Origin of the sequence: Flavobacterium endophyticum (assembly GCF_003634455.1) — a bacterium.
Taxonomy (GTDB): Bacteria; Bacteroidota; Bacteroidia; order Flavobacteriales; family Flavobacteriaceae; genus Flavobacterium; species Flavobacterium endophyticum.
Genome location: NZ_RBLC01000001.1, coordinates 1984317 through 2004808, shown reverse-complemented (window position 1 = coordinate 2004808; position 20492 = coordinate 1984317). Strand labels below are relative to the sequence as shown.

Here is a 20492-nt window from a genome sequence, read left to right as displayed (position 1 = left end):
GCGAAAAGAACAGCAGCCACTAGATAAAAATACTGTATGTATTTAAGATATACCATTATAATGTAATTTGAAATTTAGAATTCATCTGCTTGTCCTTCTCCAAAGAAGACCTGCCCATTTATATCTTTAAAATCACGGCTGGCATCGAATCCTTTGGTATAAAATTCATTTCCAGGACCTAAAGTAAGCTTGCATTTTTTTTCTGTAAAAAACCACTCCCTTTTCTGATCATAATAGAGCTGGGTGGTTTCGAGTATTTTGCCGTCTTCGGAAGTAATTTTTACATTTCCTTGCAGATCGATAATATCAGTGCCTTTATAAGTAATGGCATAATCAGAAGATACAAAGCTCTTTTTTTGATTGTTGTCGTAAAGCGTGACGTCAATTCCTTTAGGAAATTCTGTATACGGAAAAGAGGCATTGGAGAAATCAAGCATTTTAGGGCTCACCAAAATAGCTTTTATTTTTCCAGAATCTGTATATTTCAGGTTTACGGTATCTGCTTCTCCTATAGGTGCAAAAGTGGAAACATTGATTTTCTGGACATCCTTGAAATTGCTTTCGCATGAAAACAGGATCCCAAAAACTGCAATAAAAATAGCATTGAGCAATATCTTTTTCGTAGAAATCATATTATAATTTTGGGATGCTCACTGTTTCGCCAATCCAGCATTTAAAGGATATCTGTTCTCCAGATTTTCTTTTTGCTTGGGAAATTTCCTCTTTTGACGGTGCTTTTTTAGTGTAGTTTGCAGCAAGATCGTCGGCAGATTTTTTCAAGATCGGCTCTACTGTCCCTGCTTTTTTAGCTGTTTCGGCAGCAAGCCAATAAAGCGCTTTGCTTTCGAATGCATTATCGCCAACGCAGTCTTTCATGCTATTGGCATATAACTGAGAAATAAAAATATACGATTTCCCGAATGCAGGTTTTACTTCTAAAGCTTTTTTGGCAAATTCTCTTGCTTTTACTTTATCGCCATAACCATACGTCGTTGCTACCAGATAGTACAACTCCGCTTTTTTATTAATGTCGGTCTGCAATTGTGCCGATTTAGTAAAATATTCGATGGTCTGAGGCTTATTTTTTGCGTTTCTGGAAATAATTCCCATGTTGTAAGCTGCTTTAGCCGACGGGCTCAACGCGTATAGTTTTTCAGAAACCTTAATGTAGAAATCCGACTTGCATTTTTTAGCATCCAGTCTATCGGAAACTCTTTCGAGCCACAAAGCATTTTCAGCATTTTTGTCGAAATTCTTTTGATAAAAAGACACAAGGATTTCACAATTTGCTAGCTTATCAGTTCTTGCACTCAAGTTTTCCATAACCAGAGTCAATTCATTGGCGCTTACTTTGGCATTCTGCAAGTTGCCTTGTTCTTGAGACGTCAATTTTTCCGTCTGTGCTTTTAACGACAGATTCTCTTTTACCAAACTTGATTTTTTCAATTCGGATTGTGCCTTTTCTGATATCTCGTCTAATTTCTCCAAAACCTGCTCTAAAGTAAGTTCTGTTTCTTTTTTCTGGTATTGCGAAACAAGCAATTCAGAATAGATATTTAGTACGTTTGGATTGGTAAATTCAGAATTATCCATCTTGAAAGCTTTATCCAAAAAGGCGAAAATCTCTTTTGAACTTCCCGTCTTATTATCGTAAAGCAGAAGGGCTTTACTGATTCTATTTCCTTTTTTATTGTTTGGAAAAGCCTTGTCGTGTTCATCATAAACACTCATAAGTTCCGAAATCATCGGATTTTTCTCTTCAGCAGTATTTGCCTGATCGATTTTCTGGTTAAGAATCTTTTCTCCTATCAGATAAACCGATTCGCTTTCGGTTGGGCATTGCTGCTTTAACTCCTTCCAGCGGCTGTATAGTGTCTGGTCATAACTGTTTGACTGAACAAATTCTTCAAATGCAACAATCTTGTTTTTGCATTCTGAATTCTGTGCTATTGCTACAAAACTGAAACCCAGTAGTGCAAAAACAAAAGCAACAGACCTATTACTGCTTGAGATTTTTTTATTCATACTTTCTTTTTACAAACCATCTATCATTCAGAGATAAGCTTACAAATATGTTGGCATATGTTTCTTTAATAAGACCTGCATGAGTTGTTCCTCTTCTGCCGTATTCAAAGCCAACATTAAGGTTTGAGATTGATCCGCCAACTGGCAGCCCAAGTCCCATTGTCATTCCGTAATCTTTGATCGAAGTATCGCCTACGACCAATCCTGTATTTTCATATCGAAGACCTGCTCTATAAGTAACTCTTTTCCAATAGCTGGTAAAAGAATCATAATCTGGGATGAAATAACCACCGATGCTGAATTTCTTAGCATCTTCATAACTAACGTTCGTTATGTCGTTATAGCGGTTTCCGAATTTACTGCTTTCTTGAAGCGTAACTTCTGCTCCAACAAACCAGTTCGTCTTTTTCCCAAAACCAGCGCCAAAGGCAAGCTTGCTTGGTAATTTCAGATCCGAATCTGCAACAACAATATCTTTTTCTTCTACTACAATTTCTGAGCCTCCAGTACCGGCCAACGTAGCAATTTTTCTTTCATTCTCTGACTTAAGATTGCCTTGCGGGCTATAGGTCACACTAGAAACAAAATCGTATTTCTTGATTTTTGTCGCAAATACCAATCCGGCATTCATGCTAAAGCCACTTAAATCAGACGTATTCATTTCACGAGTTCCGTATTGAACATTCTGAGAAAGAAGGCTTTTGGTTTCTATATTTCCGAAATTATAGCTAAAATCAACTCCAAGGCTAAATTTAGATGTCAATTGATATCCTGCTCCTAAAAAAACTTTATTCAAACCTCCTTTTCCGCTGTATGCCCTATTCGGACCGTCTTCTTGGTCTGAAAATGAGTTTATTTTATATCCAACAGAGGTATAAGGCATCAATCCGAATCCGAAACCTAATTTCCCTGTAGGAAATGCCACTGCCAAATAATCAATCGTTGTTCTTTGAGTATCACCTTTTGCACTGCTCGTTCTAAGATTCGTCATATTATGACTTCCACCCACCGTAAAACTAGTCAATTTTAAAGAAGCAAACGTAGCAGGATTCTGAAGATTCATGTGAATACTGTCAGGCAAAATCCCTAAGCCTCCCATCGACCTATTTTCGGTTGTACCTTTAAACCTTGCATCTCCAATTCCATAAAATGAATACGGCGATGCTGATCCTTCTTGTGCTACAGAGGCTAACGAAAAAAGTAAACTAAGGCTTACTATAATTTTTTTAATCATTTTTGATTTTGTATTGAAATAAATGGCTCAAGCTCTCTAAAAGAAAATTTGAATTGGCAAATATGGTATTTTTTAATCGTTTAGCCAAAAAAACTGCGTCACCGCCCGTTAAAATTATCGTAAATTTTGAATAATACTGTTTATAGTCATTTATAAAGCCGTCTATTTCATTAACCGCTCCATTTACAACTCCGGAGTGGATAGATTCGCTAGTCGAATTCCCTATAATATTTTTAGGGCTTCCTAGCTCTAATAACGGCAGTTTTGCCGTAAAATTATGTAATGCTTCATACCTTAAGCGCAGTCCTGGTGAAATCGCTCCTCCAAGATAATTATCTTCTTGATCTACGAAATCATAGGTTATGCAAGTACCCGCATCGATGATCAGTCGATGCTGTTTCGGAAAACGCAACACAGCTCCTGATGCCAAAACCATCCTATCGATTCCAAGAGTTTTAGGCGTTTCGTACAAATTTGTGAAAGGAAAGTGATTCTCATGAGAAATAAAATGGATTTTTACTCTTTCGTTAAAGCTAGAAAAATCATTTTTTTCGAGATCTCCGACAGAAGCAACAACCAAATGTGCCACTTTTGGAAATTCTTTTAAAATATTTTCAATATTTTTTTTAAAATCTTTTTTGAGAAAAACGAAATGCCCTAAAAGAGTATTACTCTCAAAGACAGCACCTTTAATTCGAGTATTCCCAACATCAATTGCTAAAAGCATATCTATTTATTTGTTTTGGCGAAGTTACGAATTGATTTTTTTTAAAATTTGTTTTGGATAAATTAAAAATCGTTCTATATTTGCACCCGCATTAGCAACGGTACCTTAGCTCAGTTGGTAGAGCAATGGACTGAAAATCCATGTGTCCCTGGTTCGATTCCTGGAGGTACCACAACAACCCTTGATTCATACGATTCAAGGGTTTTTTGTTTTTACAAGGTTTGTACAGAAGAACTTCTTTTCGACAGCTATCCCTAGAAAAACTTTATAAATTCTTCCTATTGAAATGCACTGCTTAGGTCGATTCTGAATCAAGCAAATCAAAATTCAGAACACAGAAAGAATGTTTCAGAACATTTTTAGCTAAGGGCTTCTTGAAACTCCTACATTTGATCTTACACAAAACAAACTCCATTCTTATGAAAATAAGAATTATATTGTATCTTATTTTAGTAAAAGGTGAGAATTTATTTTAGTTTTTTTCTGTTTTTTTTACATTTTTTTTGTTTTGGTCAAGATTCCTTTCAAGCTTTGAAAAAGGATCTCGAGCAAAGAATGTTGTATTCAGATTTCAAAACTGCTTTGGACCTCATCAACAAAAACAGGGAGCGCTATACTGATAGTGAAAAAGCTGATTTGGATGTAATGAAGACCAAGATTCTTACTGAGTTTGGACTTTATGATGAAGCTTTCAAGCTATCTCAAAATCTTATTTCTAATCCTAAACTTACGGCGGAACAAAAACTGAAAATCCATGTGGAAAGGGCACTTATTTTTGAGATTAATGATGATGCCAAGTCCTGCCTGCAAGAATTGGAAAAAGCGGCGAACATTTTTCTGGTCCACCCTGAACTTAAGCTAAAAAACTACACTAATTTCCTGATTCGGAAATCTTCGTATTACAGAGTCAACGGTTTCTCTAAAAAAGCTTACGATTTGGCAAATGAAGCAAAAGAATATGCGGAATCTGTAAACGATCAAGTGAATATGCCTGTGGTAGAGTTAATTTTAGGACTTGGAAACAGAAAGACCAATCCGCAAAAAGAGCTCCAACATTACCAGCGTGCGCTTTATCTGTACAAAAAGCTAAATCACAATGAAGCCATTATATCGATGTATCATAATTTGAGTTTTTTCTATTTCTCGGAGAAAGACTACAGAATGTCCAATATTTATATCGATTCTGCACTCGCTATGGCATCAAAATCGAATGTCTTGAATTATAAGGCTGATATTTTCCAGATGAAAAGTGACATTATGGAAAAACAAAATAAATCGGATTCTGCTTTATATTATTACAAAACAGCATCAGAAATTTACAAGGAATTCAATAATGAACAGCGAGACCTGAAAGTAAAAGAACTCGGATTGCAATATAATTTTGAAAAAGAACGGTCTGAAAAAAAACAACTGCAAAAAAACATCAGCAACACCCGAAGATTCACTATCAGCTTGCTTATACTGCTTTTTGGGCTACTTTTCTTCCTTTGGATGCAAAACAAATACCGGAAAAAAATAGAAAATCAGAGGAAGAAAATTGCCCAAAAGAATGAGGCATTACAGAAAAATCTGGAAGAAAAACAATTTCTTGTACAAGAACTCAATCATCGCGTAAAAAACAACCTCGCCGTGATTCTCAGTCTTATCGGATTTCAGAAAGATCAAGCCGACAACGAAGATTATAAAAAACGATTTGACGAACTTTATCAGCGTATCAAAACCATTACGATTGCTCACGAGCTGTATTCGTACAATGTCAATCACAATGACGATTCGTATATCGAGATCAAAAGATATACCCGCAAAATTTTTGAAACCCATTTTTCAAGCGGTAATCGTAACTTTAGTTATGACATAGACATGAATGATATTCAACTAAAAGTAGATAAAACATTACCTTTAGGATTAATTATCAACGAATTGATTACCAATTCGATCAAACACGCAAAGCCAGAATCTGACCTGCTTTCACTTTTTTTCAAACTGGAAAAAACAGAAAAAGGCGAAATTGTGATGGATTACAATGACAACGGAACAGAATTTAGTTTTGATATTAAAAATGATTCGCTTGGAATTTTTATTATCGAAGGTATGGTAAAACAACTAAAAGGGAGCTATACTAGGGAAAAAGCGAATTACAAAATCGTATTTCCAAATGACTGAGCATAAAAGCAGGATATTGATTGTAGAGGACGAAGTTTTAATTGCTTTTTCGCTAAAGAAAATGCTAGATCCCTTTTTCTCAGCTGAGATTGCCAACGATTATGAAGAAGCGCGGATCCTGTTATCTCACAAAGTATTCGATCTCGTCTTAATTGATATTTCTCTTTCGGGAGAAAAAACAGGTCTTGATCTGGCCAATTTCATTAATACTACCCTATCGCTTCCTTTTATTTTTACAACCGCATTGACAGATCCCAGCACTTTGGAGAAAGTGACAAATCTGAAGCCGGCAGCTTATCTTTCCAAGCCTGTAGAAAGTGTCAACTTAATTACAGCCATCAATCTGGCATTGGCTAATCAGGATGCGATTATTAAAATTGAAATCGGGAAGCAGATCTACTATTTTCAGTCGAAAGATTTCCTTTTTGCGCAAGCCGACCATATCTATGTGGAAATATATTTGAAATCAGGCAAAGACCAAGTTTTGAGAACAACCCTGTCGTATCTAGAAAATGTCTTTCCTCCCAAATATTTCAAAAGAATCAACAGAAGCGTTGCCGTGAACCCATATCATGTTTCAAAGGTCATAAACGATAAATTGTTTATTGAGGACAAAGTTTTCAAAATCTCCAAAAATTTCTGATTTAGCTTCAGAACAAAAAGAAGGGGTTTCAGAACATTTTTTCAAGTGATTGTATTGGTTGGATCTAAATTTAGACTCGAAAACAACACAATACATTATGAAAAATACAGATTCTTTAACATTTGGGGCTATTTCTTTTAAAGCTTCTCACAACTCCTATCAGCGCAATGAAACCATTTCTGAGCAATTGGATTTTGACCCAACTGCGCCTTACCAAAGCGGCTGTATGGCCATAGAACTTGATATCATCAGACAATCCAAAGATTATAAAGATGGAGAAATCACTAGTGGGTATTTTAAAGTATCTCATACGTTAGGAGCATCGGCCGCTTCCCATCTTGACGAATGGCTAGGTTATATATTTGGCTGGCACAATAGCAACCCAAATCATTTGCCGATTGTAGTATATATAGATATAAAAAGCGAAAAAGACGGCTATTTGCATTTTGGAGATCGAATTGACCAGTATTTGACTAAATATTTTGACAAATCGATTATCTATACGCCGGGAATGTTGTATGCATCTCAACCAAAAACGGAAAGCGACACCTATAACGACCTGTGTTCGTTTGTGGTTGAGAAAGGCTGGCCGCAGATTGACCAAATGCGTGGAAAAGTTATCTTCTGTTTAACTGGCAATCCCGATTGGAAAAGGGAGTATGCTGATGCTGCCGATCTGCTCACCAAAAGACTTTGTTTTAGTGATAATGGCTCGGAAGAAGAAAATCCCCCTGAAAAAGGCAATCGGGTATTTTTCAACTTCGATACTAAAAAGAAAGACAAGTGGCAGGATATAGTCAAGAAATACAGTAAGAAAAACTTAATTACCCGAGTATACGAAGTAAACGATGCAGACCTTTGGGAAAAAGCGCTGAATTGCACTTTTAGTGCCATTGCAACAAATAAAATCCGAAACAACAAATGGGCATACGTGAGCAATGAAGGTCAGCCTTACGTTAAAAAAATGATTGATTTGCCACCGTTGCCTCCCTCCGAATTTAAGTCGATGAAGAATATTGCCAACAATGAGTACAGAACCGATCATGCGACAAAAATGACAAAAAATTACGACAGCTCAACTTGCAAGTTCGAATTTGAAAGCCAATATGACGGACCTACTATTTTTGCCATTAAAAACACCAAAAACAAAAAGTATTTCTCTGATCATATTACCACTATGCAGAGTGAAGTCAAGAGCATTAACCAAAAATGGAAATTGATTAAAATTGAAGGTAAGGAAAACCAATACTATATTCAGAATCTTGGTAATCTTAAATATATGACCAAGAGAGCCTCTCAATTATCAGAAAATAATGGCAGTAATGAAATTTACGAATTAGTACCGAGATAATCTGCTTTCCATTTAAATTAAAACAGGCCAAAATTCAAATTCTTTATCATGAAAAAACACTACACTTCTATTTTAATAATGCTATTTTTTATCTTTTTTTCAGATAGCATATATGCACAACAACCTTACTATACAGTACCGGCTACTGGTAATGGAAACTTTAATGTGGGAAACGTTATAGTTTCTGTTACTCGACAAGGAGATGCCGGTACCTTTACTTGTTTTGGAAATCCTTTGCCCTACTTTCAAGGAATTCGTAATAACGGTAAAGTCAGTTATACTTTCAACAAACCTATTGCTGGTGTCAAAATTTACGGTTTTGTTTCTACTGCCGTCAACAATATAATTTCGGTTTCTGTAAATGGAAGTCCTTATGCATTGCAAAACTCCAACTTTTCTGCCTACACAGGAATATGTTCTTGGGGTTCAGGAGCAATATCGGGAGGTAAGCTCATCAATGGAGATGGGGTACTTACGATTATTCAACTTGGCATTACTGCCATTGAAATTGACAATGCAGGAGGCAATCCAAGTGGCGAATGGATATTCAATGTTGACATTTTACCTCTTCTTACCACCGCCAACGCTCCCTGTTTAGGAAGTACATTAAACCTGGCATCCGATTTCGGAGGACTCACGAACGGGGTCACTTACAATTGGACGGGGCCGAATGGATTTACTTCAACGCTTCAAAGCCCAAGTATCAATAATGCTTCTACTGCTAATGCAGGTACGTATACCGTAACCGCAAGTAATGGTACGATAACCGCTTCTCAAACACAAGAGGTTTATGTCAATCCAATACCGACAGTAAATAATGTTAGTAATCAGACTGTATGTAACAGCAGTATGACTAATGCGGTAAATTTTAGCAGCAATACTATAGGAGTGTTATGTGGCTCAGTACTCGAAGGAGGCACCCTAAACCTAAAAGCTCCTCCAGGTTCTACATTCACCAATGTATTGTTTGCTAGTTATGGAAATCCGACAGGAAACTGCGGCAGTTTTGCTTTAGGATCTTGCCATTCGTCAAGCAGCGTTAGCGTTGTATCTGCAATTGCTTTGGGACAGAATTCTTTTCGTCTTAACGCTACGAATGACAATTTTGGAGATCCTTGTTCTGGTACTCCGAAAAACCTAAAAGTTCAATTGAATTACAGCACTCCGGTTACGTATTCCTGGACAAACAATCAGCCTTCAATTGGACTTGCTTCATCTGGCACAGGAAATATTCCTTCTTTTACGGCAACCAATACAACCAATGCACCTATTACGGCTACTATAACGGTTACTCCTAGATATACCAATTTAGGCACTACTTGTTCAGGAATACCTATTACGTTTACAATTACTGTAAATCCTTCTCCTAGAATTTCGGCCCAGCCTTTGTCAAAAACAATCTGCGTAGGAGCCAACACCACTTTTTCTGCAACAGTTAACAATGCTACAGCTTATCAATGGCAAGTGAATACCGGTTCTGGCTTTACAAATTTGTCTAACACACCTCCTTATTCTGGAACGACAACAGCAACTTTAACCGTTACCGGAGTGACAGCAACCATGAATGGCTACTTGTATCGACTAACTGCAACTGGAAATTGTTCTCCTTCTGCGACATCAAACAATGCTACTTTAACGGTTCCGACTATAAGCTGTACTTTGATTGTAAGTAATGTGACTTGCAATGGAGCATCTACTGGAAGCATAAACCTGACACCATCTGGAGGAACTTCTCCTTACACCTTCGATTGGGGCGGTGGTATTACTACAGAGGACAGGACAGATCTTCCCGCCGGAAATTATACCGTAACCATAACAGATGCTAATGGATGTACCGGTATTGTTTCAGCATCTATTGCAGAACCGACTGCCTTATCTGCGGCGGCGTCACAAAACAATGTAGATTGTAATGGCCATGCCACAGGATCTGCTACGGTAAACGTTACTGGCGGAACTGGCTCCTATTCGTATTCTTGGGATACTACTCCAGTACAAACGACTAGCACAGCGACTGGATTGGCAGCCGGAACTTACGTAGTGACTGTAAGAGATTCCAACAATTGCAGTACGACCCGATCGTTTACAATTACCGAAGAAGCTCCGATAACCGCTCCGACAGGAGACCCTGTCCAAAGTTTTAATGCTGGTGATGATCTGAGCGTTTTAGTCATTAATGGCCAAAACATTAAATGGTATGCTACAGCCGAAACAGCTGCCAATCATACTGATGAATTGCCAATCAATACTGTATTAATAAATGATACGGTATATTATGCCACACAAACAATCAGCAATTGCGAAGCTTCAGCCTCTTTAGCTGTTAGAGCTTTTAATCCTGCTTTGGCTATTTGCGAAAATGTGAAATCCAATTTGATATTGTATCCCAACCCAACAAAAGATATTTTGAATTTAATTTCAGAAACTGTTATTGAGAAGGTTATTATATATGATATGAACGGAAGAAAAATAATGGAACAGCGACTCAACGGAGATACTAAAATTGATGTACATTCTTTAGCAAAAGGAGCTTATCTGACTCAGGTTTTTGCAGAAAATAAATTTGAAACCCTTTTATTTATTAAAGATTGACAACCTTAATTTTTTGATTTTTCAAAGTCCTAATAAAATTTCTACCACCTACACTTCACCATTTCCAAAAAACTGGGGAAATATCTTGAAAAGCCTAAGTAATCTTAATACTTAGGCTTTTCATATATGCAATAAATCCCTAATTATTGAAACATTATACATTCAATAATTCTTAAATAAATGTTAAACATTGTTTTTAGTTAGGATTCCTTACTAAATTTGTACTGCGATTTTGCAATTAATATTTAAAATAACAACATGAAAAATTTAGCACTCCTACTCATCACTTTATTAAGCTATTATACAGCTAGCGCATGCGACAAATGTGTCAATTACAATAATGAAGATTTTAAAATCAAATCGGCTTCTGTCAAACACGATAAAAAATTGGGCGTAACGATTTGGGAAATAAAAGTGGCTGGCCAAGCTGGCGCTACAACTCCTAAAAAAGCTGGACAACTGAACGGAGCTCCCGTTCTAGGATATGTTTTCCCTACAACATTAAAGTCTACAGATGTTGGATTCAACAAAACAGAAGGCATCGTGGCTTTGGCATTAACTTCACATCCTGATTTTGACGACACTCCTATTTGGGACGAAAACGCAGACGGTATATTCGACAATGACGGTATTATCTGGCATCCGCATTGGGTAATTCTCACAGAAGATAAAAGAGTTCCAGGTGGCTTGTCTGTAAAAGAATTTAAGAAAGAGGACAAGTCGGTTATCCTACCAAAAACGGCGCCTAATATGCCAATGTATATGGACAGCCCTGGATTTAATGTAGTGACAGAAGGGAGCTCTATTAAAGTAATTGTTCCAGATTACCGCATAAACAACCAAACTAATTTTAAATTTGATGCTGTAGCCTGTTTTATGGAAGTAAATACTGGCGGAAACAGCGCTCATACAGAAACTGGAGAGAAACCTATGTTAGGCGTTTATAAAGTATATGCTGTAGCCAGCGGAAATTTGTCATTGCCTTACAACGTAAAATAATAACTCTAAAGACACACTTATGAAAGTAGCTGTTTGGGACACTTATGTCACTAAAAAAGACGGAAGCATCATGCATTTTGACATCTTGGCTCCGAATGAAATTTCAGATTTAGAAACTATATACGATTTTGGAAAAAAGTATCTGAAATCAAAAAACGAGGAAGATTCAACATTGACCTCTAAAGAATGTAACTTTTGTCATATCGAAAAGGCAACCGAAGAAATCGTGACCAGTATCGAACAAAAAGGCTATTTTATAATCGAAATGGAAGGTTGCTAGAAAATTAGCACACGGTTTATTAAGTTTCACATCTAAAATATTGGGTGTGAAACTTTAACCATTTAAGAATCCTAAAAGTTTACAGAAGAGAATATAGCTAGCTAAAAATAGTTATTTTTGGCAAGAGACGACAGCAAGAACAGGTAACATGCTTTAAAATTTATATTATGTCGGTTTTTAACCTTATTACGCAAAACGAAAATCTTGACAACAAAATAGTTGCAGGCCTTGAACGGCTGTCGCAAGTTTTTAAGGTGCTCTTATGGGAAAAAGCCAAGGAACATTCACTAAGCCCGATTCAGATTCAGCTGCTCATTTTCATCCACAATCATACGCAGGAAAAATCAACAGTAAGTTATTTGGCAAAAGAATTTAACGTCACCAAACCAACTATAAGCGATGCCGTCCGAATTCTAGAGGCGAAGAATATGATTGAAAAATCAATCGACCTGAATGATTCACGAAGCTATACTATCCTACTTACTCAATTCGGAAAGAGAATCGTTCTCGAAACGGAAGACTTTCCAAGCCCAGTCACTAAAATCATTTCCCAAACCAGCGAATCAGACAAAGAAATTATCTGGAAAAGCATTTCAGATCTTATTATAGGGCTGAATAAATCGCAGATTGTTGATATCCAGAGGACTTGCTATAACTGCAAGTTTTATTCTCAAGTTGGTTCTGAACATTTTTGCGATTTGCTCGTAATGAAATTAGAAGACAGAGACATTCGTATCGACTGTCCTGAGTTTCATGATAAATCCATGGCTTACTAGCCTCAAAAACCAATCTTTTATATCGTGTCAATGGTTGTTATTACAGCCGTTGCAACAACTTCATCCGATGCAAAAATTTATTCTTTTTGCATTTATTTTACTTTTTTACTGCAACCTTTTCAGATTTTTCGCTCTTATCATAAAATTAAAGTATATTAACTCCAATTTATTTTTATTATGAAAAAGATTTTACTTACCCTGATGGTATTTACTGGCTTATTACAAATTTCCTGCAGTGAGGATTTAGTGGATACTGATACTCAGACTAACAACTCTGTAGACGTTTATGTTGCTGGCCAGAAAAATAGCCAGGCTTGTTATTGGAAAAACAACCAGCTTGTATTGCTAGATTCTGGAGGAATCACGGCTCCAACAGCAAACAAAATTATAGTAGCAAACAATGACGTGTATGTCTTAGGAATCGGTGTTGGAACAACTACAACTGAAACTTTCCCTATGTTTTGGAAAAATGGCGTGCTAACCAATTTAAAAACCAGCCTAAGCACTGATGGTGAGGAAGTCATGGCTATAACTGATTTTGAAGTAGTTGGAAATGATGTTTATTTTGTAGGCTACACCAAAAGAAGGATAATCACTTTTGAAGATTATAGCCTTGCGTATTGGAAAAATGGCGTCAAGACGGTAGTTCGTGATTATGGTGCTTACGTTCAGAACTATCCTAAAATAAAAGCCGTAAACAATACTGTTTATATAGCTGCTTCCAATACTGGCGCTTTAACTTTAAATGGCTATTATACAAACAATGTTTTTACAGAAATCCCATTTGCTACACTAACTGGCTTAGCTAAAAATAATAACGAAGTATATGCCTACGGAACTGCAAACAGTGGTGGCTATTATAAAAACATAACTACTGGTACAGAAACTTCTTTTCCAGCTGTCGCTGCAATTTCATCTATGTTTTTTGAGAATAACAACGTATATCTTACTGATGTTGCCAGCATCTATAAAAATGGCGTATTACATGATGCAGGACAACCTCAATTGGGCGGAATTATGGATTTTAAAATTCTAAATAACAACACCTACAAAATCACACAGGTAGGGATTGATAGCTATATTAGCTACCTGACCATAAACGGAGTTGAGGCAGCAGAACTTCCAGATTCCCAAGGCACATTCTTATCGCTTTTTGTAGTCCAAAACTAAACCATGAATAGCATCAACTGGAATGATATTTATACAAAGACATCCCCAAAACTCTTGGGGATTTGTCGCAGATATATAAAGGATGTTGCCACAGCCGAGGATATCGTCCAAGATTCTTTTATTGTAGCAATCCAAAAAGAAGATACCTTAAAGGATAAAAATGCCTTACAGGGTTGGTTGAGCAGAATTGTCATAAACATGGCCATCCATCATTTGAAAGAGGTAAAAAAAATAAACTTTTCAACGCATCAAGATTATGAAATTGTTGATTCAACTACTATTATGAATACCCTTGAAATAGACACCAAAAGCGTACTTCTCTCTGCCGATTTAGAAAGAAATGATATATTAGAAGCCATAGATCATTTGCCTGAACATCATAAATCTGTTTTTAACATGTATGTGGTTGATCAATTTTCACATAGCGAAATTGGCAAAATACTTCATATCTCGACTGGCACTTCAAAATCGCATTTATCCAGGGCTAGAAAAACAATCCAGCTTTTTCTATTGGAAAGAATAAAAGAAAAACCAGTTGATGAGAAAAAGAAACGTCGTATTGCCTTCTTGCTCTTTTTAGGTTTTGAAAACCAAATGTTCGCTAATTTTTATAAAAAACAACTTCAAGATTTTGAAATAAAACCTTTAAAAGCTTTCGAATTAACTCCAAAAAAGACAGCAATTCCAAATCAATTTATAGGCTTGGCTAAAATAGCTCCAGCATCAAAAATTACAACCATAAGCATCTGTTTGATATGTGCAATAGGTGTTGCTTTTTATGCCTATAATTTTAATCTAAAAAAAGTGGTGCAAAAAAAAGAACATCAATTGAATGTTGAGACTACAGATAGTATGCCTAAAAATCAACTTGTGATAAGCCCTGAAGATGTTGTAATAAATGAAAAAACGGCAATAGAACCCAAAAAACTCAAAACCATTTTCAAGCAAGAAAAAACTACGCTTTCAAAGAATAATTCTCAAAAAACTTCAGAAGAATCAACTCATGTTTCTGCAAAAGATTCAGCAAAAAACGAATCTCAAAAAGTAGTGATCATCAAAAAACAAATTATAAAAAAAGATACCATTTATGTTTCAGAATAAATTCCTATTTCTTTTTTTAACCATAACTTCTTTTGCTTTTTCTCAAGAAAAAAAAGTCGATACAATTTTTGTCTATGAGGAAATTATCATTCACGATACTATTTTTATCGAAAAGCCGGTAATTAAAATAGATAAAGCAATTTTTACTTCGGAAGACAATAAAAAAGACAAATTAGAACTGACTCAAAACGGAAAAAAAATCCAAATTCCTATTGACACTCTTGTTCTTATCACCAATAAAAAAAGTATTAAAAAAGAAGAAAAACAAACCTGGTTTTTTGGAGGCAAATTGCATCTTGGTCTGTCTAGCAACAGTTTGTTTAAAAAGATGGATGCTTCGAATGCCATCGGATTTGGCTTAGGAATTTGGACACGAAAAGAACTTTTCAATTCTAATTTTTCTGTAGGAATTGGAGTCGATGCGTTGTATTGGGCAAGTCCGTTTTCGTTTGACGCATTACAAAAGGACAGCGATCTCAATGGTTATTATTTTACAAACAACAAGCCTAAATTATTTCAGTCTATTGAAAACAAACATTTTCAGTTTCAAGTTCCAATTCAATTCTACTACAAAATAAATAAGTTTATGCCTTCCATAGGTGGGTTTTTCAGTACAAGCAACTATAAATCCTACTTTTTAGGATCGTCTAAAGAACTGCCTTCTACTCTAAATGAAACACAAACATTTAAAGCCGAAGCCTTACAGATAGGCTATTTAGCCGAAGTGCAGTATTCTCTTTCAAGACATCTTTCTGTTGCGGTGCATTTTAGTTCCGGAAAAGCAAACAATTTGGTTTTCACTAATAAGCAGGATAAGAATGAATCTTTCAAGACTAAAAATGATTTTTCGGAGAAAAGATTTGTATTGCAACTGGTTTATAGTTTATAATTGACAGTTTATAGTTGACAGTAGATAGTTGATAGTTAGCTCCTCAAAACAGGCATGAACAAATCATAATTTTCTTATAATAAATCCTTCTTAGTTTCCGACCCTCCATTTTTATAGGTATATTTAAATGAAATACTAAAAGAAATTCTATGGTTTGGTGGAAAAAAGTAGTGATCGGAATTGGATGCTTGCTCATTTTAACCCTTGTCTTGAACATAGGCCTAAACTATTGGATCAGGAAGCAACTTCCTGTCATCATTAACGAAAACAATAATTCTCCTTATCAGATTACTTATAAAACGCTAGAAGTTGCTTTGTGGGACGGAAACGCAGTTGCTAAAGACATTACTGTTGTGCCCAAATCATCTTTGCAAAAAAAAGATGTAAAATCTGGAATTTACGCTACAATTCAAAGTATTAAAGTAGAAGGAATCAGTGCTTGGTCGATCGTTTTTAGCAAAAGGATTGTAGCTGATAAAATCGTCATAAACAAGTCCGAAATTATTCTTTTTAAGGATAACGACAAGGCTTTAAACGATCCTAAAAGCATTCGCGATAAGGTCATTGCTCCTTTTAAGAATACGATTTCCGTATCCGACATTTATCTTTTTAATTCCGGCCTGCAGATTATTTCTACAGTCAACAATAAGGCTTCGTTGATTGTACATAATCTTTCTATGCAGCTTGACGGCATCACTTTGGACGACACAACGCTAAAAGAAAAAATTCCTTTCAGTTATAAAAATTTTGAAATTGATTGCGACAGTATTTATTATCGAGCCAGCGAATTCTATCATTTGACTGCTAAAAAAATACATACCGACAAATCGGACTTGAAAATAGCCGATTTCAGCATGATACCGGAATACAACCGTCCGGAATTCGTTAGAAAGATTCCGAAAGAAAAAGATATTTTTACCGTAAATGCACAAGAAATAAGCATCAACAATATGGATTGGGGATTTAAGGACGACGTTTTTTATTTCAATTCGACCAACATCTTCTTAGAAAAGGTTTTTGCCAGCATCTACCGTCCGAAAATGCCGCCTGATGATCTTTCAAAAAAGCCTTTGTATAATAAATTGCTCCGTGAAATCAAATTCCCGCTGCATGTCGATACGCTTGCGATTCGGGAATCAACGTTGGAATATGAGGAAGAAAAAACGTTTGAAAAAGGAGCAGGATTGCTCTCTTTCAACAAATTCAACATGTTTGTAACCGACATCAACAGCGGCTATAATCAAAAAAAGCTTCCTGACGTAAAAATCACCATTAATTGCAAATTCATGAACGTCTCGCCTATGAAAGTAAACTGGCGCTTTAATGTATTGGATAAATCTGACGGATTTAACATCAAAGGCAGTATTTTCCAGTTTCCTGCACATAAACTGAGGCCTTTTACAAAACCGTATATGAATGTAGCGGTTGAAGGCAAGCTCAATGAAGTCTATTTCAATTTTACGGGGAACGACGTGAAATCCAAAGGAGATTTTGCTATCAAATACGATGATATAAAAGTTACGGTTTATCAGAAAAAAAATCCGCAGAAGAAAAACAAATTCCTTTCTGCGGTTGGTAATCTTTTTGTGAAAAACGACTCTAATGAAAAAATCGTCGAGACAGAAGTTGAAGTAGAACGAATTCAAGAAAAATCTTTCTACAATTTTTTCTGGAGAAATATTGGCGAAGGCTTGAAAAAGACCTTGCTATAATTTATTGCTGATTTGGCTTCGTTTCTTGGATTTCTTCTCCTGTTTTGCTGAATACTTTGATTTTTGGATTATCCTGTGTTCCAGTAACGACTACTGGTATTCCGATTAATCCAAATGGAGGCAATCCGACACGTATTTTAAGGTTCAACTTGCCATCAAAACTGGTTTCTCCTTGAAGGCGCAGCCTGAAAAGCGCGACCTTCATCTTGGTCTGCTCGATTCTGATTATATTATTTTTAATAGTCGATTTGATATCTACTTGGCTCAAATCTGGATTGTCAATACTCTCAAAATCGGTCTTGCTGCTCAATTGGTTAAAAAGCCTCAATCCATTGACTTTGACTTTGCTGAGCGAAACAACGCCTTTTCCAACCAATGTTGGATAAACTGGCTTCATTTCTTCATTTAATTGACCTTTCACGGTATAATCTAGCGAAATAATACCTTCTGCTTTTTCGGCGGCTGTGGCTAATTTCCTGAACATCTCGATTTCATTATAGGCTTTCTTGACATTGAAGTTTTTGGCCACAAAATGCACATCAAAATTAGCCTGTTTCATATTTTGGTCGTCATAAAAACCATCGATTCCTACCCTACAGCCTATAATCTCGAAACCAATCTTCTGGAAAAAGAGTTTGCCTTTGTTCAGGGCCGTACTTCCCGTAACATTATCTAAAACCAGCCCGTCGTATTCTAATTTTTTTACGTTGGCCAATAACGAAACATTTAAATTTTCCGGCAAAAGGATCACTCCAGATGCTTCCGCTGTTTTTGTGTTTTTTTCAGCATCAGGCACTGATACTTTTTCGGTTTTGGCAGGTTCTTGGGCCATGAATTCGTCCGCTGCAATAAAAGCAGAATTCACTTCAAAATTGCCTTTCAATACGGCATTTTTCTCAAGGACAAAATTAATTACGTTATCCAATCGGCCTTTCATAGCAAAATCTGATTTGCCATAATTAGCGCTGAACTTGTCAAAATTCATCTTGTCTTGGTGAAACGTAAACAGTCCTTCTTTAATAAAAAACGACTTCGGAAATAATTCTGACGTTGCTTTTATGTCTCTTAGCAACAAGCTTCCTTTATTGTTTAGCTTGCTATATTGTCCTGTCGTAGCATAGCTTTGTTTTCCTTTTAGTGACAGATTTGCTTTTGCATAGCCTCTCACATCTAAACCTTCTTGCCTAAAGACTTTATAAATCTTGGCAATATCAAGTTCTCCTTTTGCCACGATATCATAGCTGACATCATCAAAATCAGACAAAATCGCTTTTACATAAATTGGATTCTGTTCAAAAATAAAGGACGCAGGTGTTACATTTACTTTTAAGTCTTTGTATTTGCCCGTCGGATTTTTAACCGAAGCGATAAATTTGATGTCGGTAATCGGATTTGGATAGTATTCCGTTTTCAAGAAACCCTCCTGAAGATTGATCGTTCCGTCCGTGACCGGAAACAGTTTTTTCTCGCTATTGTATTCTCCTTTTGAATTGATGTCGGCCAAAAGTTTTCCTTTCAATTCTATATTATTTATTCCTAAAGCATTGATTGCTTTTGAAAGGTCTAATTTTGATTTCAAGTTAGCCGACAAATCAATATTCTTTATGCCTTTCGATTTTATCTTGGCGCTTAAATAATCATCGCCTATATTAAAATGCAGCGTATCGAGACTTACTTCGAGTTTTTCTGTTTCTAACGAAGGTAATTTTGTGTAAAACTTTAAAGCGATATTGGATGTTTCAAATGGTGCATCTTTGTACGCTATATTTCCTTCCCTGATATTCATTCCAAATGCTAGGTCGGGCTTGCGATTCAGCGAGGCGTTATAATTTCCTTTGAAAGTTAGCAACAGGTCTGTTCTGCCTTTTACTTTTGTCTTTTCAAGCCAGGTCACGTATTTTGGGGGCAAAGCTGTAAAAAGGTCATTCAACCTGCTGTTCGTCGATTCAATCTTTATGTCGATGTCATACCCGTCTTTCAGGAAATTCATCTTTCCTATAAAGCTTATCGGCAGCTTATTGATGAGCAGGTCGTTCTGCTGAAAAACAAAAGACAGGGAATTCGTATTGATTTTGGTAACCAGATCGGCATCAATCTTTTTGTTTTCTAAGTACTTTTCTCCATCAAAAGCAAAATCTAAGGATTCTATTTTTGCTTCTGTGTAGAGGTCGAAAATCGATTTGTCGAGATTGCCTTTTCCCAAATAATTAAACCCTCTGGCTTCTAGGTTTATTTTTGCAGAAATATCCTCGTATTTCAGTAATACGTTGTGAATATCGATTCTTTCCAAGCGTATTGAGGTCCCTGTTGTATCTTTTGAAACTTCTTTGGTATCAGAGATATATACGTTGTAATTGGCCTGTCCTTTTTCGTTTACTTTTACATTGATAAGGCCTTTAGAAACATAAATTTCGTCAATATTGACAATACCATCAAAAATCAGGTTTTTCAGATTTATACCAAAAGACACATCTTTGGCGGCAACTAGAGTATCATTTTTATAGGGAGCGGAACCTTTGAGCGAAAAATCATCCAAGGTAACCGTAAGGGAAGGAAAATGCTTAAAAAAAGACAGGTTGGATTCTGAGAAACTCAATTCTCCATCCAGTTTTTTATTGGCGAAAGCTTTCACTTGTTCGGCAATCCTTCCAGGGAAAAGCAACGGCAAAAGAAACATCAGCAAGAGAATGCTTGCGATAGTTATACCCGTTATCTTGAGAACTTTAATCCCAATTTTTTTTAATGACATTTTCATACTACAAAAGTAATGGGATGAAAGTTTATTTCCTAACAAGAATTTTCTGCATCTAAATAAAAAAATGCCTTTTCAATT

General features: G+C 36.1%; 16 protein-coding genes and 1 tRNA gene. 12 read left to right on the top strand and 5 right to left on the bottom strand.

What is annotated here, in order from left to right:
• Nucleotides 1-74: 74 nt before the first annotated feature.
• From lptC to CLV94_RS09010, 4 genes are read right to left on the bottom strand one after another with little or no spacing between them, the layout of a single operon-like run.
• Nucleotides 75-632 carry an LPS export ABC transporter periplasmic protein LptC gene (gene lptC, locus CLV94_RS09025; protein ID WP_121376063.1) on the bottom strand — a complete coding sequence of 186 codons (558 nt, stop codon included), beginning with the start codon at nucleotides 630-632 and terminating at the stop codon, nucleotides 75-77.
• A gap of 1 nt (nucleotide 633) precedes the next feature.
• The gene (locus CLV94_RS09020) at nucleotides 634-2025 is read right to left on the bottom strand and encodes a hypothetical protein (protein WP_121376062.1); all 1392 of its coding nucleotides are present in this window, start codon (nucleotides 2023-2025) and stop codon (nucleotides 634-636) included.
• The gene (locus CLV94_RS09015) at nucleotides 2018-3259 is read right to left on the bottom strand and encodes a hypothetical protein (protein ID WP_121376061.1); all 1242 of its coding nucleotides are present in this window, start codon (nucleotides 3257-3259) and stop codon (nucleotides 2018-2020) included. Before CLV94_RS09015 ends, CLV94_RS09020 begins: the two co-directional genes overlap by 8 nt.
• Nucleotides 3252-3986: a type III pantothenate kinase gene (locus tag CLV94_RS09010; RefSeq protein ID WP_121376060.1), complete on the bottom strand. Its 735-nt coding sequence runs from the start codon at nucleotides 3984-3986 to the stop codon at nucleotides 3252-3254. The genes CLV94_RS09015 and CLV94_RS09010 overlap by 8 nt, the downstream gene beginning before the upstream one ends.
• A gap of 99 nt (nucleotides 3987-4085) precedes the next feature.
• Between CLV94_RS09010 and CLV94_RS09005 the strand changes: the two genes are divergently transcribed.
• From CLV94_RS09005 to CLV94_RS08950, 12 genes are all read left to right on the top strand, one after another.
• Nucleotides 4086-4158, top strand: a tRNA-Phe gene (locus CLV94_RS09005).
• 359 nt (nucleotides 4159-4517) lie between these two features.
• Nucleotides 4518-6149: a sensor histidine kinase gene (locus CLV94_RS09000; RefSeq protein WP_147406608.1), complete on the top strand. Its 1632-nt coding sequence runs from the start codon at nucleotides 4518-4520 to the stop codon at nucleotides 6147-6149.
• The gene (locus tag CLV94_RS08995) at nucleotides 6142-6792 is read left to right on the top strand and encodes a response regulator transcription factor (RefSeq protein ID WP_121376058.1); all 651 of its coding nucleotides are present in this window, start codon (nucleotides 6142-6144) and stop codon (nucleotides 6790-6792) included. The genes CLV94_RS09000 and CLV94_RS08995 overlap by 8 nt, the downstream gene beginning before the upstream one ends.
• 97 nt (nucleotides 6793-6889) lie before the next feature.
• Nucleotides 6890-8143, top strand: coding sequence for a Ca2+-dependent phosphoinositide-specific phospholipase C (locus CLV94_RS08990; protein ID WP_121376057.1), 1254 nt, complete (start codon nucleotides 6890-6892; stop codon nucleotides 8141-8143).
• A gap of 48 nt (nucleotides 8144-8191) precedes the next feature.
• Nucleotides 8192-10732 (top strand): T9SS type A sorting domain-containing protein, encoded by a 2541-nt coding sequence (locus CLV94_RS08985; RefSeq protein ID WP_121376056.1) that lies wholly within the window; start codon nucleotides 8192-8194, stop codon nucleotides 10730-10732.
• Nucleotides 10733-10990: 258 nt separating this feature from the next.
• Complete coding sequence (locus CLV94_RS08980) at nucleotides 10991-11731, top strand: hypothetical protein (protein WP_121376055.1); 741 nt, start codon at nucleotides 10991-10993, stop codon at nucleotides 11729-11731.
• A gap of 19 nt (nucleotides 11732-11750) precedes the next feature.
• On the top strand, nucleotides 11751-12011 hold the full coding sequence (locus tag CLV94_RS08975; protein WP_121376054.1) for a DUF2024 family protein: 261 nt from the start codon (nucleotides 11751-11753) through the stop codon (nucleotides 12009-12011).
• Between the two features lie 167 nt (nucleotides 12012-12178).
• Nucleotides 12179-12787, top strand: coding sequence for a MarR family winged helix-turn-helix transcriptional regulator (locus CLV94_RS08970; RefSeq protein WP_121376053.1), 609 nt, complete (start codon nucleotides 12179-12181; stop codon nucleotides 12785-12787).
• Between the two features lie 177 nt (nucleotides 12788-12964).
• Nucleotides 12965-13957, top strand: coding sequence for a hypothetical protein (locus CLV94_RS08965; protein ID WP_121376052.1), 993 nt, complete (start codon nucleotides 12965-12967; stop codon nucleotides 13955-13957).
• Nucleotides 13958-13960: 3 nt separating this feature from the next.
• Nucleotides 13961-15058, top strand: coding sequence for an RNA polymerase sigma factor (locus CLV94_RS08960; protein WP_121376051.1), 1098 nt, complete (start codon nucleotides 13961-13963; stop codon nucleotides 15056-15058).
• Nucleotides 15045-15947, top strand: coding sequence for a hypothetical protein (locus CLV94_RS08955; protein WP_121376050.1), 903 nt, complete (start codon nucleotides 15045-15047; stop codon nucleotides 15945-15947). Before CLV94_RS08960 ends, CLV94_RS08955 begins: the two co-directional genes overlap by 14 nt.
• Nucleotides 15948-16096: 149 nt before the next feature.
• Nucleotides 16097-17659 (top strand): hypothetical protein, encoded by a 1563-nt coding sequence (locus CLV94_RS08950; RefSeq protein ID WP_121376049.1) that lies wholly within the window; start codon nucleotides 16097-16099, stop codon nucleotides 17657-17659.
• 1 nt (nucleotide 17660) lies between these two features.
• On the opposite strand, the gene CLV94_RS08945 is transcribed toward CLV94_RS08950, so the two are convergent.
• Nucleotides 17661-20414: an AsmA-like C-terminal region-containing protein gene (locus tag CLV94_RS08945; RefSeq protein WP_245982501.1), complete on the bottom strand. Its 2754-nt coding sequence runs from the start codon at nucleotides 20412-20414 to the stop codon at nucleotides 17661-17663.
• Nucleotides 20415-20492: the final 78 nt, after the last annotated feature.

Excerpts from the sequence above, each read along its gene's own strand:
- CLV94_RS08970 (WP_121376053.1), top strand. The coding sequence starts at position 12,179 with ATGTCGGTTTTTAACCTTATTACGCAAAACGAAAATCTTGACAACAAA.
- CLV94_RS08985 (WP_121376056.1), top strand. The coding sequence starts at position 8,192 with ATGAAAAAACACTACACTTCTATTTTAATAATGCTATTTTTTATCTTT.
- CLV94_RS08955 (WP_121376050.1), top strand. The coding sequence starts at position 15,045 with ATGTTTCAGAATAAATTCCTATTTCTTTTTTTAACCATAACTTCTTTT.
- CLV94_RS08990 (WP_121376057.1), top strand. The coding sequence starts at position 6,890 with ATGAAAAATACAGATTCTTTAACATTTGGGGCTATTTCTTTTAAAGCT.
- CLV94_RS08945 (WP_245982501.1), bottom strand. The coding sequence starts at position 20,414 with ATGAAAATGTCATTAAAAAAAATTGGGATTAAAGTTCTCAAGATAACG.
- CLV94_RS08975 (WP_121376054.1), top strand. The coding sequence starts at position 11,751 with ATGAAAGTAGCTGTTTGGGACACTTATGTCACTAAAAAAGACGGAAGC.
- CLV94_RS08980 (WP_121376055.1), top strand. The coding sequence starts at position 10,991 with ATGAAAAATTTAGCACTCCTACTCATCACTTTATTAAGCTATTATACA.
- CLV94_RS08960 (WP_121376051.1), top strand. The coding sequence starts at position 13,961 with ATGAATAGCATCAACTGGAATGATATTTATACAAAGACATCCCCAAAA.
- CLV94_RS08965 (WP_121376052.1), top strand. The coding sequence starts at position 12,965 with ATGAAAAAGATTTTACTTACCCTGATGGTATTTACTGGCTTATTACAA.
- CLV94_RS09020 (WP_121376062.1), bottom strand. The coding sequence starts at position 2,025 with ATGAATAAAAAAATCTCAAGCAGTAATAGGTCTGTTGCTTTTGTTTTT.
- CLV94_RS09015 (WP_121376061.1), bottom strand. The coding sequence starts at position 3,259 with ATGATTAAAAAAATTATAGTAAGCCTTAGTTTACTTTTTTCGTTAGCC.
- lptC (WP_121376063.1), bottom strand. The coding sequence starts at position 632 with ATGATTTCTACGAAAAAGATATTGCTCAATGCTATTTTTATTGCAGTT.
- CLV94_RS08995 (WP_121376058.1), top strand. The coding sequence starts at position 6,142 with ATGACTGAGCATAAAAGCAGGATATTGATTGTAGAGGACGAAGTTTTA.
- CLV94_RS09010 (WP_121376060.1), bottom strand. The coding sequence starts at position 3,986 with ATGCTTTTAGCAATTGATGTTGGGAATACTCGAATTAAAGGTGCTGTC.
- CLV94_RS08950 (WP_121376049.1), top strand. The coding sequence starts at position 16,097 with ATGGTTTGGTGGAAAAAAGTAGTGATCGGAATTGGATGCTTGCTCATT.